This is a genomic window from Aminobacter sp. DSM 101952, assembly GCF_001424795.1.
GTDB lineage: Bacteria > Pseudomonadota > Alphaproteobacteria > Rhizobiales > Rhizobiaceae > Aminobacter > Aminobacter aganoensis.
In genome coordinates this window covers 327,949-343,745 of the sequence record NZ_LMCL01000012.1, presented here as the reverse complement: position 1 = coordinate 343,745, position 15,797 = coordinate 327,949, and the positions used below count along the sequence as shown (strand labels likewise).

Genomic DNA, 15,797 nt, shown 5'->3' with positions numbered 1-15,797 from the left:
CGAACGGACACAGAGGTTAGAACGATGGCTAAAGCAGCTACTCCGAAAGCCGCTCCGGTGGCGGAAAAGGCCCCCGCAGCAAAGAAGGCGGCGCCTGCCAAGGCAGCCGCTGCCAAGGTCGAAAAGTCGGCGGTCGTCGCCTCGGGTGCCGGCCGCGTATCGCAGGTCATCGGCGCCGTCGTCGACGTGCAGTTCGATGGCGAGCTGCCGCCGATCCTGAACGCGCTCGAGACGATGAACGGCGGCAACCGCCTGATCCTCGAAGTGGCGCAGCACCTCGGCGAAAACACTGTCCGCTGCATCGCCATGGACATCTCGGAAGGCCTCGTCCGCGGCCAGGCCGTTCGCGACACCGGCTCGCCGATCATGGTTCCGGTTGGCGACGAAACGCTCGGCCGCATCATGAACGTCATCGGCGAGCCCGTCGACGAAGCCGGCCCGGTCAAGACCAAGTCGAAGCGCGCCATCCACCAGGAAGCGCCGGCCTATGTCGACCAGTCGACGGAAGCGCAGATCCTCGTCACCGGCATCAAAGTCGTCGATCTGCTGGCACCTTACGCCCGCGGCGGCAAGATCGGCCTGTTCGGCGGCGCCGGCGTCGGCAAGACCGTTCTGATCCAGGAACTGATCAACAACGTCGCCAAGGCGCACGGTGGTTATTCGGTGTTCGCCGGCGTCGGCGAGCGCACCCGCGAAGGCAACGATCTCTATCACGAGATGATCGAGTCGGGCGTCAACAAGGACCCGCACGAGAACAACGGCTCGACCGAAGGTTCGAAGTGCGCCCTGGTGTTCGGTCAGATGAACGAGCCGCCCGGTGCGCGCGCCCGCGTCGCCCTGTCGGGCCTGACGATCGCCGAGCATTTCCGCGACCAGGGCCAGGACGTGCTGTTCTTCGTCGACAACATCTTCCGCTTCACGCAGGCGGGTTCGGAAGTGTCGGCTCTGCTGGGCCGTATTCCTTCGGCCGTGGGCTATCAGCCGACGCTGTCGACCGACATGGGCCAGATGCAGGAACGCATCACCACTACCAACAAGGGCTCGATCACCTCGGTTCAGGCCATTTACGTGCCCGCCGACGACTTGACCGACCCGGCGCCGGCAACCTCGTTCGCGCACCTTGACGCGACGACGGTTCTCAACCGCGCGATCTCGGAAAAGGGTATCTACCCGGCCGTCGATCCGCTCGACTCGACCTCGCGCATGCTCGATCCGCTGATCGTCGGCGAAGAGCACTACTCGGTCGCCCGTCGCGTCCAGGAAATCCTCCAGCGCTACAAGTCGCTGCAGGACATCATCGCCATCCTGGGCATGGACGAGCTGTCGGAAGAGGACAAGATCACGGTCGCCCGCGCCCGCAAGATCGAGCGCTTCCTGTCGCAGCCGTTCTTCGTCGCCGAAGTGTTCACCGGTTCGCCGGGCCAGTTGGTGCCGCTCGAAGACACCATCAAGAGCTTCAAGGGCCTGGTCGACGGCGAGTACGATCACCTGCCGGAAGCTGCCTTCTACATGGTCGGCGGTATCGATATGGCGATCGAGAAGGCCCAGCGCCTGGCTGCGGAAGCAGCGTAATCATCAGAGCCGCAGCGCGGGCCTTCGGTCCGCGCTGTCGCACCGATCACTGTCCGGTCTTCCGGGCAGGTCTGCTCGGAACTCCGTCCAAGCATTTGTGAGACACCATGGCTGAAGCTTTCAAATTCGAACTGGTCTCGCCCGAGCGTCTGCTCGTTTCGGAGCAGGTCGAGTCCGTCGTCATTCCCGGTGCGGAAGGTGAGATGACTGTCATGGCCAACCATGCGCCGGTGATGACCACGATCAAGCCGGGCGTCGTGACCGTGAAGGCCGTCGGCGGCAAGGAAGAGCGCTACGTCGTGTTCGGCGGTTTCGCCGATATCGTTCCTGCCGGCTGCACGCTGCTTGCCGAATCGGCAACGCCGGTGAAGGACATCGATCGCGCCGAATTGCTTCGCCGCATCCAGGAAGCCCGCGAAGACGTGTCGGATGCCAAGGACGACCAGGTTCGCACCAAGGCAGAATCCTACCTCAACCACCTGTCGACGCTGGAAGCCGCGATCTGAGGCCGTTCGGCCCGATAGCCTGCTTCAGTCGACATTCGCTCGAGCCGCCGGTAACCCCGGCGGCTTTTTGCGTTCGAAGTACAGAGAGGCTTGCGTCGCAAGTATCTGGTTCTGGTAACATTCGAGACCTCGCGCGTTCGTAAGCGATCTCTACCAGCGCCTTCGACTGTTAACCATCTTCCCCTCGGCAGTGCACACTAAGTTGTTGAAAGCACATCGAAACGACAATATTGGACGCATGTCTCGGTGTTCTCGTCGATCCCAGCCGCAGGTCGTTCTCCAAACGTTACCGGTTGTAATCAAATCTGTGCGGTTATGACTCTAAATGCGTGGAGTCTGTACAGCGTATGACTTAGAATCATTCTCGAATGGGGTGCCTAGGCGGGGGCCAAAGGCAACAAGGTCAGGAACTCGCCTGGGTGAAAGGTATTATATTAGCCGGCGGTAGCGGAACAAGACTCTACCCGGTCACGCTTGCAGTATCGAAGCAGATATTGCCGATATATGATAAACCGATGATCTATTACCCGCTCAGCGTTCTCATGCTGTCGGGCATACAGGACATCCTCGTTGTCTCGACCCCGCGCGACCTGCCGCAATTCCAGCAGCTTCTCGGCGATGGCTCGGCGTTTGGCGTGTCGTTTTCATATGCTGCCCAACCGTCTCCCAACGGGCTGGCCGAGGCTTTCATCATCGGGCGCGAGTTCATCGGCAGCAGTCCAGTGGCCCTGATCCTCGGGGACAACATCTTTTATGGCGACGGCCTCTCCGAGCGCTGCCGCGCCGCAGTTGCGCGCGAAAACGGGGCCTCCGTTTTTGCCTATCAGGTCGAGGACCCTCAGCGCTATGGCGTCGTGACTTTCGACAAGGCGACCCAGCGGGCGCTTTCGATCGAGGAAAAACCAGTGCAACCGCGTTCGAACTGGGCGGTGACGGGGCTCTATTTCTACGACAACCCAGTAGTGGACATCGCGGCGGCGATCAAACCTTCGGCCCGGGGCGAGCTCGAGATCACCGACGTCAACCGGACCTACCTCGAGCAGGGCAATTTGCATGTCGTCCGGCTTGGAAGAGGTTATGCCTGGCTCGACACCGGCACGCATGACAGCCTTCACGATGCCTCCTCCTTCGTCCGCACCATCGAGCATCGCCAAGGCATCAAGATCATGTGCCCCGAAGAGATTGGCTTCGAACTGGGTTGGCTCACCGAAGATGACGTGCTCCGCCGGGCCGCGTCGCTCGGCAAGACCGACTATGCGCGCTATCTCGAGCGCCGTGTCCGGGAGATCGCCCATGGTTGAGGTGCGGAAGCTTGGCCTGGATGGGGTTTGCGAGATCTGGCCAGCCAAAATCGAAGACGCGCGCGGGTTCTTTTCCGAGACATGGAACGCCGAAAAACTTGCGCACGCCGGCGTCGCGGTGGAATTTGTCCAGGACAACCAGTCGTTTTCGCGGGCTCGCGGGGTGATGAGGGGCCTGCATTACCAGACGCCACCTTTCGCGCAGGACAAGCTGGTGCGCGTGCTGCGGGGAGCCATCTTCGACGTTGCGGTCGACATCAGGAAAGGATCGCCGAGCTTCGGCAAATGGATCGGATTGACCCTTTCGGACAGGGACTGGAACCAGATCCTGGTGCCCAAGGGGTTCGCGCACGGCTTTGTCACGCTCGAACCCGACACCGAGGTCGTCTACAAGGTTTCAGCCCCCTATTCGCAGCCGCATGACCGTTCGATCCGCTTTGACGATCCCGACATCGGGATCGATTGGCCGGTGGCTGTCGCCGAGATGGTTCTGTCAGCCAAGGACGCGGCGGCTCCCCGCCTGAACGAAGTCGAAACCGGGTTCGTATACGCGTGAGACAAGCTCTTCAAACAGTCATGGTCACGGGCGGCGCCGGCTTCATCGGCTCTGCCGTATGCCGGCATCTGATCGGCACGGGCAACTATCGGGTCGTCAACCTCGACAAGTTGACCTATGCGGGGAACCTGGCGTCCCTGCGCGACATAGACGGGAATTCCAACTACGTCTTCCGTCAGGCCGACATCTGCGACACAGACTGCGTGCGCCAGATCCTGGCTGACGAGAAGGTCGAGCTGATCATGCACCTGGCCGCCGAGAGCCATGTCGACCGTTCGATCGACGGGCCGATGGACTTCGTCACTACCAATGTTGTCGGCACCGCAAGCCTGCTGTCGGCGGCACTCGACCACTGGCGCGGCCTGAGCGAGGAGAGCCGCAGGGGGTTCCGCCTCCATCATGTCTCGACGGACGAGGTCTTCGGCGACCTGCCATTCGATTCCGGCGTCTTCACCGAGGAATCGCCCTATAAGCCGTCATCGCCCTATTCGGCCTCAAAGGCGGCATCGGACCACTTTGTCCGGGCCTGGCACGAGACATATGGCCTGCCGGTCGTCCTGTCCAACTGCTCCAACAACTATGGACCCTACCATTTTCCGGAGAAGTTGATCCCGTTGGTGATTGCCAACGCGCTCGACGAGCGGCCGCTGCCCGTCTATGGCAAGGGCGCCAACGTGCGCGACTGGCTTTTTGTCGAGGATCATGCCCGGGCATTGGAAGCAGTGCTGACCAAAGGCAAGGTCGGCGAGAGCTACAACATCGGCGGCCGGGCCGAGCGCACCAATCTCGAGGTCGTCGAGACGATCTGCTCGTTGCTCGACGCATGCAGACCAAGGGCCGGCGGTCGCTCACATCTCGATCTCATCGCATACGTTGCGGATCGTCCCGGCCATGACAGGAGGTATGCCATCGACCCGACCAAGAGCGAAGTCGAGCTCGGCTGGGCACCCCGGGAGACATTCGAAAGCGGCTTGGAGAAAACCGTCGACTGGTACCTGGCGAATGGCTGGTGGTGGCGTCCGATCCGTGCGCAACAATTCGACGGGAGCCGGCTGGGGCTGGTGCGGTCGAAGTGAGAATTCTGGTAACAGGAACATCTGGACAACTGGCGTGTTCCCTCGCAGCGCGGGCGCGGGAGCAGGCGGAGATCGTGCTGGTCGGTCGCCCCGATCTCGACCTCGAGAATCCGGCGACATTGGCTCCCGTCCTGAAGTCGGTCGCGCCTGACATGGTGATCAATGCGGCAGCGCACACAGGTGTCGACCAGCAGGAAAACGAGTCCGAAAGAGCTTTCAGGATCAACGCCGAGGCTCCGGCGGAACTGGCGCGACTGACAAGGCTTGCCGGCATTCCGATCGTCCAAGTGTCCACCGACTACGTCTTCGACGGCAGGTCGAACAGGCCTTATGCCGAGACTGACGGCGCCAACCCGCAGACGGTCTATGGCCGCAGCAAGCTCGTCGGCGAAGAGGCGGTCCGTGCCGGCAATCCCGATCACCTGGTGGTCCGCACGGCCTGGGTTGTCAGTCGCCATGGCCGCAATTTCGTCAAGACGATGCTGTCGCTGGCTGCGGCACGCGAGCGGATACAGGTGGTCGCGGACCAGTTCGGCAACCCGACCTGCGCCGACGACCTGGCCGATGGCCTTTTGGCGGCGGCAGGCGTCTGGCCAAGCCAAAAGGGTTTTCCACAGGGTCTCTACCATCTCGCCGGCCAGGGCCGCGCCAGCTGGTTCGAACTTGCAAGCCACGTGCTCGCGGCCAGTGCTTTGCGTGGCGGGCCGTCGGCAGTGGTCGAGCCCGTCAGCGGCGAGCAATGGCCGACCAAGGCCGTTCGCCCGGCCAATTCGGAGCTGAACTCCGATGCCTTTCAACGCGATTTCGGGTTTCGAGCGGGAGACTGGCGGGAGAGGGTCGAGGCGCTGGTGAAAACCTTGGTCCAACAATCATGAAATGGTGAATCAGATATCGCTGTGTGCCTCTTTCGCGAAGCGGACGAAAGTCATGTTTGACAAAAACCAGTCGACAGCGCTGCCAGACCAACATACGAACTGAACTACGTCATAGGATTGATCAATATGGCCAAACGCAATGGCAAAACGGCGCACAAATACGAATACGATATTGATCTGGGCAGCGATGTAGCACCAGCTCGCGTGCTCCGGATGGTTGGAACTGGAAAGAAAGTACTGGAAATTGGAGCAGGTCCGGGCTCTATCACGCGACATCTTTCTGGGACGCTTGGCTGCGACGTAGTCGCATTGGAGATCGAACCCGAGGCATTAGAAAAGCTGAAGCCTTTTGCGCGGAGCGTGTACAAATTGGATCTTAACGACCCCACGTGGCACCAAAACATCGAAGACCTGGAGGGGAAATTTGACGTCGTCATCGCGGCGGACGTTCTGGAACATGTTTACGATCCCTGGAGGGTGCTCAACGGCATGAAAGCCCTGCTCAACGACACAGGATCGGTAATCTTATCCATTCCTCATGTGGGGCATTCTGCTGTTGCGGCGTGCCTCTTGGACGAAGATTTTCAGTACGGCCCTTGGGGCCTTCTGGATAAGACGCATATCCGCTTCTTCGGTATCAAAAACGTGCAAGCTCTTATTCAGTCCCAGGGACTAGAAATCGAGCAGGCGGAGTATGTTGTTCGTACGCCTCAGATGACCGAATTTGCGCACAGGTGGGCAAGGCTTCCCGAAGACGTCCGGAATGCTCTCGAGCGTAACCGCTATTCGCATGTATACCAGGTGGTTACTAGGTCGGTACCACGAGAGCGTGCAGTTGGCAAAATAGATCTCATGAGTGTGGACGTTCCTGCTCCGGAAAAGAAGGTGGCGTCTTATTGGGAATCGGTCATGTCTTCGTTTTCCCCGGGGAACGATAGCGACTTACGATCGACCATGGGGGACGGCGTCGCTGTCCGTGTGCACTCCGGCAGGACACCCATTGGGCGTTTCGCTCGGCGGTTGTTTGGTTCATAAGCGGAGTGGATTCCGTGCTAGCAAAGAGTGACCGTGATCGCGTTAAGCTAATCGCGTTTTATCTGACGCAATTTCATCCTATTCCAGAGAATGATCTATGGTGGGGTAAGGGCTTCACTGAGTGGACCAATGTGACCAAAGTTGGCCCCCAATTTGCGGGGCACTATCAACCACATCTTCCTGCCGACATGGGTTTCTATGATTTGCGGGTGCGGGAAACTCGCCGAGAGCAGATCCAGCTTGCCAAGTTGTTTGGAATTGATGGTTTCTGCTACTACTACTATTGGTTCTCCGGAAAGCGGTTGCTTGAACAGCCACTGGACGACATGCTGGGAGATCGTCAAAGCAACATGCCCTTCTGCTTGTGTTGGGCCAACGAGAACTGGACGCGCCGGTGGGATGCGGCCGAGCAAGAAGTCCTTATTGCCCAAAAATACCAAGCTACGGATGACGTCGAATTCATCAAAAGCCTCATGCCGTTTTTTGAGGACCCGCGATATATCCGGGTCGATGGCGCTCCACTTCTGCTCGTGTACCGTCCACAGCATTTGCCAGACTCACGGCGCTCTGTAGAGGTCTGGCGGCAGTACTGCGCCAAAAAAGGCTTTCCGAATTTGCATGTCGCGTGCGCACTCACGCATGGCAACTGGGACCACCAGGCCTATGGCTTCGACAGTGGGGTGGAATTTCCGCCTCATAACATGACGGCAGCCAACCGAGCTACGGAACTCAATTTCTTCGCTCCCTATGAGGGATATTGCCCCGACTACAAGGACGTTGCAGAGATGTACCTTGCCCGCAGATACGACGATGCCAACAGTGGGTTCAGGGGAGTTTTTCCATCTTGGGACAATACGGCTCGGCGAGGTGCGCGGGGAACAGTGATCCTAAACGGGACGCCGGAAAACTATGAATACTGGCTGTCCGAGGCAATTCGCAAAACTGTCGAGGACTATCCCGGGAAGGAGCGCCTGCTTTTCATCAATGCGTGGAACGAATGGGCAGAGGGTTGCCATTTGGAGCCTGACCGAAGGTACGGGCACCAATTTCTTGAAGCAACCGCACGCGCTAGACAAGGATCTAACTACATGAAGTGGACGCACAGCGGTATTCCCGCCGAGGCTTCCGATGGTCACGAAGCCCAAGCGCAATTCACATATTTCAAAGTTAAAAAGAAAAATGCGGCAAGTCGCGCCTGGAAAAAAATGAGGTCTAAGTTAAGGTCTCTGGGATAAGCGTAGATATGGGCGACTATATTCAAGATATTCGCAATCGCTATCTCAAAGTGGTTGCCGCATCGCTTGATGGTTCGATATGCGAGGATCCACCGCTGCCTGCGAGCGGGGCAGTGGCATATGACGCCAACCTCAGGGCTCACGGTTGGGACTGGCCTTCACGCGCTTTCACCATGGTCGGATCAAAGCGCCTGGAGAATGTGAGGAGACTTTTGGAATCCGTGATCGGCTCGGATGTTCCGGGAGATTTCGTGGAGACCGGCGTTTGGAGGGGCGGAGCAAGTATCATGGCCCGTGCGGTGTTACAGGCATATTGCGTAACGGACCGCAGAGTTTTTGCTTGCGATTCGTTCGAGGGTCTTCCGCGCCCGAACCCCGACAAGTTTCCAGTGGACGAAGGCTCCGTCTTCCATAACTACGTAGACTTGTCGGTATCCTTGGATGCCGTGAGATCAAATTTTGCGAAGTTTGATCTGCTCGATGACCAAGTCGTTTTTGTAAAAGGGTGGTTTCGTGACACCATGCCGACGCTCCCATGCAAAAACGTAGCGGTGCTACGACTCGACGGTGATATGTACGAATCTACTATCGATCCGCTGGTCCATCTCTATGACCGTATTCCAACCGGTGGCTGGGTAATAGTTGACGATTACAACGTGGTGCCGGCCGCCAAGCAGGCAGTCGATGACTTCCTTCAATCGCGATCGCTAGATTTGAGAATGGAACCTATAGATGGTGTCGGGGTGTGCTTTCGAGTGCCTTGAGCTCTGCGGGAGTTGTCGCTCTGAGATGCGGACAATAATATGAACTTCGACATCGATCTGATCGTCGTGAGCTACAATAGCGGTTCGGTTCTTGGGCCGTTTCTTGGCAGCATCCCCGACTTTGTGAATGTCATCGTTGTCGACAATGGCAGTTCCGATGGTTCCGTCGCGGTGGCGGCGGCTGCCGGCGTCGAGGTTGTCGAAATCGGCGAAAACGTCGGTTATGGCAGCGCCTGCAACGTGGGCGCCGCTGCCGGCGACGGGGCGTTCCTGCTGTTCGTCAATCCGGACGTCAGGTTCGAACCCGGCGCCATCGAGGCGCTGGTGTCGGCTGCGGCTTCCTACCCACACGCTGCCTTCAATCCGCGCTTCTATTCAGGTACGCGCCGTCGCTTCAGGCGCTGGTCGAGGCTGCTGCCGGCCTCCGATTTCTGGCTTGGGGCGCCGCCCGACAGCGATTGCGACATTCCGGTTCTGCATGGCGCGTGCATCTTCATCCGCCGCGAGCATTTCGAACGGGTTGGCGGCTTCGACCAGAACATTTTCCTGTTCCATGAGGATGATGACCTCAGCTTGCGCCTGCGGCAGGCTGGCATCGGGATTCGGCTCGCTGCCGCGGCTGTGATCGATCACGCCGAAGGCTGCTCCAGCGCCCGATCGGCACAGTCCGGACGTATCAAGGGCGAAGCCATGGGCCGTTCGCTCGTCTATGTCATGAACAAGCATCACCTGCGCCTCGACCTGCCGGCGGAGCGCCACCGCTCGTGGCTGAAGCTGATGGCGCCCCATGTGCTGTTTAGCAGCGCGCGGCGTTCCAAGCTTCTCGGCTTCCTGCGCGGCCTCAATGCTCGCCCGATGGACAATGCCGGCGGGCGTTCATGAGCGAGCGCGCCGGGGTTCCATGGCGCGAGCAGGTGTCATGGCCGCGCAAGCTGTGGGCCTTGTTGCGCCGTGCCGTCCGGCCCGGAACCTGGCATTCCGCAACGGGCGCTCGGATGTATGATTGCTATGTCGGCAATGCGATGGGACGTTACCCGCCTACCGACCACGTGCCGATTTCAGCCGAAGAGCCGCCGCAGGCCGACGTCCGGCTGATCGCCTACTACCTGCCGCAGTACCATGCGATCGAGGAAAACGACGCGTGGTGGGGCAAGGGGTTCACCGAGTGGCGCAACGTGGCGCGCGCGTTTCCTGTCTTCGAGGGCCACTATCAGCCGCGGCTTCCGGGAGAACTCGGCTACTACGACCTGCGCCTGCCGGAAGTCATGGAACGACAGGTCGAACTTGCCAAGCTCCATGGCATCTCGGCCTTCTGTTTTCATTTCTACTGGTTTGGTGGCAGGCGGCTGCTCGAGAGGCCGCTCGACCACTATCTGGAGACGACGAGCCTCGATCTGCCGTTCTGCCTGTGCTGGGCCAACGAGACGTGGTCGCGGCGCTGGTCCGGCCGCGAGCAGGACGTGCTCATGGCACAGAGGCATTCGGCCGAAGACGACATCGCCGTCATTCGCGGTCTCGACAGGTATTTCCGCGATCAGCGCTACCTGAAGATCGACGGCAAGCCGGTTTTCACGATCTATCGTGCCAGCCTCTTTCCCGACCTAAAGGCAACCATTGCGCGCTGGCGCGACGAAATGGAACGGATGGGCTATCCGGGCATCTATTTGATCGCGACCAACGCCTTCGATTTCGCCGGCCACGAGCAATATGGCTTCGACGCCTTGTCGGAGTTTCCGCCGCACCAGGTCCGCACAACCAACATCGAAAAGGGCCTGGCAGTCTCCCATTTCAGGGATGGTGGCCGAATTCGAAACTATGCCGATGTGGTGGCTGCCGAAAAGGCCAAACCGGCGGGGCAGGGCGTGGTCCATCCGGGGGTCATGCCATCGTGGGACAACAGCGCGCGTCTGCCCCGTTCCGCCCAAATCTACCATGGATCGACACCCAAGCTGTTCGAGCAGTGGCTGACGCAGGCCATGCAGCGCGCATCGAAAAATCCTCCCGACCAGCGCCTGGTTTTCATCAACGCCTGGAACGAATGGGGCGAGGGTGCGTATCTCGAACCCGATCTGAGATATGGCTATGCCTATCTCGATGCCTGTGCTGCCGCCATTCGGGTCCATGCGGACCAGGCAAGGGCCAGCGCCATCGAGACCTGACCTTTCCGCGCGGCACGCCGGGGATCGCCCAGCGTATCTGAATCATGCTGCCAGCGCTTCCTTGCGGGCAACGAGGCGGACACCGGTGTCGGCGTCGAACAGATGCACATGGTCCAGGTCGGGGACAACCGAAATGGCCTGCCCGGGCCGCACGTCGATGCGCTCGCGGAACACGCCGACGACGTTGTTGTCCCCCAGCTTGGCGAACACCTGGGTTTCCGAGCCGGTCGGCTCGATGACCTCAACGGTGAGCGGGACAGAATTGGCGCCGCCAAGCACGAAGTGCTCAGGACGGATGCCGTAGATCGCCTGGCGACCGGCGCCGTCGGCCGGGACGTTCTTGAGCGGAAGCCGGTAGCCGTCGTCGGTGATGAAGGCCTTGCTGCCGTCGGCGGCGATGCGTCCGCTAAGGAAGTTCATCGCCGGTGAGCCGATGAAGCCGGCGACGAACAGGTTGACCGGGCGGTCGTAGAGGTCGAGCGGCGTGCCGATCTGCTCGACGATCCCGTCATGCATAACCACGATCCTGTCGGCCATGGTCATTGCTTCGATCTGGTCGTGGGTGACGTAGACGGTGGTGGTCTTCAGGCGCTGGTGCAGGGCCTTGATTTCAGTGCGCATCTGGACGCGCAACTTGGCGTCGAGGTTGGAAAGCGGTTCGTCGAACAGGAAGACCTGCGGGTTGCGCACGATGGCCCGGCCCATGGCGACGCGCTGGCGCTGGCCGCCGGAGAGCTGGCGGGGGTAGCGCTGGAGCAGCGCCGTCAGGCTCAGCATTTCGGCGGCGTTGCGAATGCGCGTGTCGATGTCCGCCTTGGGAACGCGGGCGAGTTGCAGGGAAAAGGCCATGTTGTCGTAGACGCTCATGTGCGGATAGAGCGCATAGGACTGGAACACCATGGCGACGTCGCGGTCCTTGGGGGCGACGTGGTTGACGACGCGATTGCCGATCTGGATGTCGCCGCTGGTGACCGTTTCGAGGCCGGCGATCATGCGCAGCAGCGTCGATTTTCCGCAGCCGGAGGGGCCGACGAGAATGACGAACTCGCCATCGGGGATGTCGATCGAGACGCCGTGCAGGACGGCGGTCGTGCCATAGGATTTACGGACGTCACGGATATCGATCTGGGCCATCTTCTGTCTCCCTCAGGATGCGGCGTTGGTGGATTCGACCGGCGCGAAAGACGCGCCGGTCGTAGCGTCAGTCGACCGCGGGCGGCAGCGGCAGATCGATCGGCTCGTCGAAGCTGCGGCTGAGCTTGCCCCAGCCCGGGTCGCGCATATGGGCTTGCAGGCCGGCGCGCTCGACCAGGGCGCGGGCCTCGCGCTCGCCGAAATCGAGCGCGTCGCGGACATCGGTGGTCAGCACCTTGCGATCCTGCATCAGGATCTTGCCGTCGACGATGACGGTGTCGACGTCCGATCCGACCGCCTGGTACATCAGGCGGTGCACAAACATCCAGTTCGGCGTCAGGTGCGGCTGGCGCATGTCGAGGATGGTGACGTCGGCCTTCTTGCCGGCTTCGAGCGAGCCGATCTCGTGTTCGAGCCCGAGCGCCCTGGCCGCATCGACGGTGATCATTTCGAGCAGCTTGCCGGGCGGCAGTAGATACTGGTCTGCATGTAGGAACTGCTGGCCGAACTGGGCCATGCGCGCCATCTGGAACATGTCGAACGGCCGGCGCGGCGCGGTTCCATCCGAGGTGATGGCGACATTGACGCCCTTCGAGATCATGTCGAGGATCGGCGCGCGGCCACCCGGCGAATGGGTCATGTGGGTGCCGGTCTCGGCAAGGATATCGACCTCCTCGTGCGACAGGCCGATGCAGTGCTGCAGGTGCACGTCCGGGCCGAGCAGGGCGTTTTCCTTGTCCTGGAACGCCATCCGGACATGGCCGGCGAAGGCGTCGGAATGGATGCGGACGCCCCATTTGCGGGCGGTCTCGCGCACCCGGCGCGCCTGCATGCGGTCGTCGTCGGTAAGCCTGGTCGCCTTGTCGGGCGTCGTCGGGTTTGACGGGTCGACCGAAGGCACGATGGTGAACGGGGTCAGGTAGACCTTGATGCGGCCATCGGCGCTGCCATTGCAGGCTTCGATCACCGCTTCGGCGCCTTCGATCATCTCTTCGAAGCCGATGTTCCGGCGCTCCGGCCTGCCGCTCTCCCAGCGCGTGACCGGATGCGGCCAGGGCAATCCTGTCGGCCCGACGCAGAGGATCTCGCGAATGCCCACTTCCGCATAGGCGCGGGCGTGATTGATGCCGAAGACCGGATCGTCGCTGCGCGGCATCGAGGCGATGATGCTGGCGCCGGTGGTCACGCCGGCGCGCAGGCGTTCGAGGCCCGAAACCAGGCCGTCGGCATACCAGAAGTCGCGCGTCGTATAGTGGAAATAGGTCGGGGTGACGATGCGCATCCACACCGACGGGCTGTCGGCGCCGATCGTCTTGATCAGCGAATGGCCGGCGTGGCCATGAGCATCGACGAGACCAGGAATGATCAGCTTGCCCCGGCAGTCGATCACCTTCTTGCCGGCGTGCTTGGGTTCGAGGTCGGCCGATGTGCCAACCTCGACGATGCGGTCGCCCGAGATGGCAACCGCGCCGTCCTCGATGATGCGGCGCTCGCGGTCGACCGCGATGACGGTGCCGTGAAGCAGCAGAAGGTCGGTCATGGCTGGAATCTCCGCAGGGCGTTCGGCAGGCGTTCGACAGGCGTGTCCTGGTTCCAGGGCATTGCGCGCCGTCCGAAGCTGGCTGCCATGGCAAGCACCGAAGCGTATTCGGCAAGGGCGATATCGGGCTGGGCGTGCAACCAAGCAGGGTCGAAGATCGGCATGGCGAACTGGCCGCTGTGCATCTCGACCCACACTTTGGCGTCGGGCATCAGCGCCATGATCGCTGCCCAATCGAGGACGCCTTCGCCGATGGGCGCGAGGTATCGGCGGATGCCGCCGTCCTGGAAACGGACGATGGCATCATCGACGTGAACCTGGGCGACATAAGGCGCCACCCGTTGTGCCGCCTCAAGCGGGTCTTCGAGCCGACAGACGACATTGACCGGATCGAAGGCGATGGCGAGCAGGTCCGGGCCGACCGTCCTGACCAGCGACACGACTTCCGAGGTGGTGATCTCCTCGTGGGTCTTCAGCAGCAGCTTCGACCTGCACTCACGCAGCACCGGTGCGCAGCGCAGCAGCATCGCCGCAAGTGACTGGCGCTGGTCGTGCCAGCTCACGGTGTCATGGAACCGCTCCTCGATCATGCCGATGACGAAGAACATGTCATGGATGCCGATGTCGGCAGCGAGGCGGACCAGGCGCTTGACGCCCGTCTCCAGATCGCCGCCGCCTGCCTTGGCCACGGCTTCGCCACGGAAGGGCAGTGCAGGGTTGAGCACCCCCAACATCGAGGAGATGTAGAGACCAAGACGGTCGGCCTCGGTACGCACGGCACGCAGTTCAGCCGGATCGAGGGCCGGGCTCAGGTCGATCAGCGAGTTGAACAACACGCCCTTGAGGCCCTTCTGGGCGGCGGAGCGCAAGGCTTCGCACGCGTCCAGGCTGCGGCCCTCAGGCAATGAACTCTTGACGATGCCGATCATGCCGCGGCCTCGAGCGGAAGCTGCAACTCGTCGCAGATGGCGCGAAGGTGGGCCGTGCTCTTTCTGATGGTGGCGACGGACTCCTCATAGTCGAAGGGTGCCGCGACATAGGCGTCCCAGCTCGGCACCTCGCCCGATGCGATGCGGCCGGCATAGGCCTGCACGAGTTCGAGGAAGGCGGCATATTCGTCGATGCCGAGATCGGGATGATTCGCCAGCCAGCCGCGGTCGAAGACCTCGAGCAAGGTGTGGCGCGGCACGAAATTCGCTTCGCGCGGGCCGGCGCATTCCAGCGACAGGTTCAGTGTCGGGTTGTGCGCGGCCAGCACCTTCAGGACCTCGCGGAAATCGACGACGCCATCGCCGCAGGCGCGCGACTGGATGGTGACGCCGCCCGGGACATGGGCGAGATAGGCGTCCTTGATGTGCGTCTGCCGGACATAGGGTGCGACACGGCGAGCGGCGAAGACCGGATGCTCGGCGCGCTGCATCGGGTTGAGCGTGTCGAGCACGACGCCCATGACGTCTTCGCCGACGGCCTCGATCAGGCGCAGCAGCTCGAAGGTGGTGATCTCCTCGTGCGTTTCCATGTTCATGTGCACTCCCAGGTCGCGGGCGATCGGCGCCAGCTTGAGCAGGAAGCTCTGCGTCGCCTCGAGCTGTTCCGGCCAGGTCACGTCGGTGCGGAAGCGGTCGTAGGCAAAACGGGCGTTGTAGACCGGCTTGTAGTTGGCCGTGGCGATCCACAGCTCGGTGCAGCCGATGGCAACGCAGGCTTCCATCATCCGACGGAACCCCAGGACGATGTCGCCATCGCCGACCAGGCGCAGTTCGGGCGCCTCCGGGCTGGCATAGGGATTGACCTTGCCGAGGCCGGTCTCGACATACATGCCAAGCTCGTCGGCACGGGTCCGGATGGCACGAAGTTCGCCGAGGTCGAGCGTCGGGCTCATGTCGAGCACGGTGCGGTAAAACAGGCCGGCCATGCCCAGGCTCTTGCCGTGGTCGAGACTGCCGACGGGGCCGCGCTTTGCGGCCTCGGGTATCTTGCGGCCGTCGATGCCAATCCTCATGCCGGATCTTCCCTCTTTCAGGTTCGTTGGATGCGGTCGGCG

15 protein-coding genes are annotated in these 15,797 nt (G+C 61.4%); 11 read left to right on the top strand and 4 right to left on the bottom strand.

The window, feature by feature from the left end; genetic code table 11:
* Positions 1 to 24 precede the first annotated feature (24 nt).
* The 11 genes from atpD to ASC75_RS11715 all read left to right on the top strand — a co-directional run bounded on the left by atpD (position 25) and on the right by ASC75_RS11715 (position 11,079).
* Positions 25 to 1,572 (top strand): F0F1 ATP synthase subunit beta, encoded by a 1,548-nt coding sequence (atpD, locus tag ASC75_RS11770; protein WP_055974905.1) that lies wholly within the window; start codon positions 25 to 27, stop codon positions 1,570 to 1,572.
* A 107-nt stretch (positions 1,573 to 1,679) separates the two neighbouring features.
* Positions 1,680 to 2,078: a F0F1 ATP synthase subunit epsilon gene (locus tag ASC75_RS11765; RefSeq protein ID WP_055974902.1), complete on the top strand. Its 399-nt coding sequence runs from the start codon at positions 1,680 to 1,682 to the stop codon at positions 2,076 to 2,078.
* Positions 2,079 to 2,497: 419 nt separating this feature from the next.
* Positions 2,498 to 3,379 (top strand): glucose-1-phosphate thymidylyltransferase RfbA, encoded by an 882-nt coding sequence (rfbA, locus tag ASC75_RS11760; RefSeq protein WP_055974899.1) that lies wholly within the window; start codon positions 2,498 to 2,500, stop codon positions 3,377 to 3,379.
* Positions 3,372 to 3,935 (top strand): dTDP-4-dehydrorhamnose 3,5-epimerase, encoded by a 564-nt coding sequence (gene rfbC / locus ASC75_RS11755; RefSeq protein WP_055974896.1) that lies wholly within the window; start codon positions 3,372 to 3,374, stop codon positions 3,933 to 3,935. Before rfbA ends, rfbC begins: the two co-directional genes overlap by 8 nt.
* A gap of 20 nt (positions 3,936 to 3,955) precedes the next feature.
* Entirely contained in the window at positions 3,956 to 5,011 is a 1,056-nt protein-coding gene (rfbB, locus tag ASC75_RS11750) for a dTDP-glucose 4,6-dehydratase (protein ID WP_055974893.1), read from the top strand.
* Positions 4,948 to 5,886: a dTDP-4-dehydrorhamnose reductase gene (gene rfbD, locus ASC75_RS11745; RefSeq protein WP_343065570.1), complete on the top strand. Its 939-nt coding sequence runs from the start codon at positions 4,948 to 4,950 to the stop codon at positions 5,884 to 5,886. The genes rfbB and rfbD overlap by 64 nt, the downstream gene beginning before the upstream one ends.
* Before the next feature lie 126 nt (positions 5,887 to 6,012).
* Positions 6,013 to 6,921, top strand: coding sequence for a class I SAM-dependent methyltransferase (locus tag ASC75_RS11735; protein WP_082496528.1), 909 nt, complete (start codon positions 6,013 to 6,015; stop codon positions 6,919 to 6,921).
* Positions 6,922 to 6,935: 14 nt separating this feature from the next.
* Positions 6,936 to 8,156 (top strand): glycoside hydrolase family 99-like domain-containing protein, encoded by a 1,221-nt coding sequence (locus ASC75_RS11730; protein WP_162244917.1) that lies wholly within the window; start codon positions 6,936 to 6,938, stop codon positions 8,154 to 8,156.
* A gap of 8 nt (positions 8,157 to 8,164) precedes the next feature.
* Entirely contained in the window at positions 8,165 to 8,920 is a 756-nt protein-coding gene (locus ASC75_RS11725; RefSeq protein ID WP_082496526.1) for a TylF/MycF/NovP-related O-methyltransferase, read from the top strand.
* Positions 8,921 to 8,959: 39 nt separating this feature from the next.
* Positions 8,960 to 9,802 (top strand): glycosyltransferase family 2 protein, encoded by an 843-nt coding sequence (locus ASC75_RS11720; RefSeq protein WP_055974877.1) that lies wholly within the window; start codon positions 8,960 to 8,962, stop codon positions 9,800 to 9,802.
* A complete protein-coding gene (locus ASC75_RS11715; protein ID WP_082496525.1) occupies positions 9,799 to 11,079 on the top strand; it encodes a glycoside hydrolase family 99-like domain-containing protein in 1,281 nt (426 codons plus the stop codon). The genes ASC75_RS11720 and ASC75_RS11715 overlap by 4 nt, the downstream gene beginning before the upstream one ends.
* A gap of 42 nt (positions 11,080 to 11,121) precedes the next feature.
* Here ASC75_RS11715 and ugpC read toward each other — a convergent pair whose 3' ends face one another.
* The 4 genes from ugpC to ASC75_RS11695 form a co-directional block, all read right to left on the bottom strand.
* Positions 11,122 to 12,213, bottom strand: coding sequence for a sn-glycerol-3-phosphate ABC transporter ATP-binding protein UgpC (gene ugpC, locus ASC75_RS11710; RefSeq protein WP_055974870.1), 1,092 nt, complete (start codon positions 12,211 to 12,213; stop codon positions 11,122 to 11,124).
* A 67-nt stretch (positions 12,214 to 12,280) separates the two neighbouring features.
* Entirely contained in the window at positions 12,281 to 13,753 is a 1,473-nt protein-coding gene (locus tag ASC75_RS11705; protein ID WP_055974867.1) for an amidohydrolase family protein, read from the bottom strand.
* Entirely contained in the window at positions 13,750 to 14,682 is a 933-nt protein-coding gene (locus tag ASC75_RS11700; RefSeq protein ID WP_055974864.1) for a TIM barrel protein, read from the bottom strand. The genes ASC75_RS11705 and ASC75_RS11700 overlap by 4 nt, the downstream gene beginning before the upstream one ends.
* Entirely contained in the window at positions 14,679 to 15,755 is a 1,077-nt protein-coding gene (locus tag ASC75_RS11695; RefSeq protein WP_055974861.1) for a sugar phosphate isomerase/epimerase family protein, read from the bottom strand. The genes ASC75_RS11700 and ASC75_RS11695 overlap by 4 nt, the downstream gene beginning before the upstream one ends.
* Between the last annotated feature and the right edge of the window lie 42 nt (positions 15,756 to 15,797).

Excerpts from the sequence above, each read along its gene's own strand:
- ASC75_RS11720 (WP_055974877.1), top strand. The coding sequence starts at position 8,960 with ATGAACTTCGACATCGATCTGATCGTCGTGAGCTACAATAGCGGTTCG.
- rfbB (WP_055974893.1), top strand. The coding sequence starts at position 3,956 with ATGGTCACGGGCGGCGCCGGCTTCATCGGCTCTGCCGTATGCCGGCAT.
- atpD (WP_055974905.1), top strand. The coding sequence starts at position 25 with ATGGCTAAAGCAGCTACTCCGAAAGCCGCTCCGGTGGCGGAAAAGGCC.
- ASC75_RS11715 (WP_082496525.1), top strand. The coding sequence starts at position 9,799 with ATGAGCGAGCGCGCCGGGGTTCCATGGCGCGAGCAGGTGTCATGGCCG.
- ASC75_RS11735 (WP_082496528.1), top strand. The coding sequence starts at position 6,013 with ATGGCCAAACGCAATGGCAAAACGGCGCACAAATACGAATACGATATT.
- rfbC (WP_055974896.1), top strand. The coding sequence starts at position 3,372 with ATGGTTGAGGTGCGGAAGCTTGGCCTGGATGGGGTTTGCGAGATCTGG.
- ASC75_RS11725 (WP_082496526.1), top strand. The coding sequence starts at position 8,165 with ATGGGCGACTATATTCAAGATATTCGCAATCGCTATCTCAAAGTGGTT.
- ASC75_RS11765 (WP_055974902.1), top strand. The coding sequence starts at position 1,680 with ATGGCTGAAGCTTTCAAATTCGAACTGGTCTCGCCCGAGCGTCTGCTC.
- ASC75_RS11700 (WP_055974864.1), bottom strand. The coding sequence starts at position 14,682 with ATGATCGGCATCGTCAAGAGTTCATTGCCTGAGGGCCGCAGCCTGGAC.
- ASC75_RS11695 (WP_055974861.1), bottom strand. The coding sequence starts at position 15,755 with ATGAGGATTGGCATCGACGGCCGCAAGATACCCGAGGCCGCAAAGCGC.
- ASC75_RS11705 (WP_055974867.1), bottom strand. The coding sequence starts at position 13,753 with ATGACCGACCTTCTGCTGCTTCACGGCACCGTCATCGCGGTCGACCGC.
- ugpC (WP_055974870.1), bottom strand. The coding sequence starts at position 12,213 with ATGGCCCAGATCGATATCCGTGACGTCCGTAAATCCTATGGCACGACC.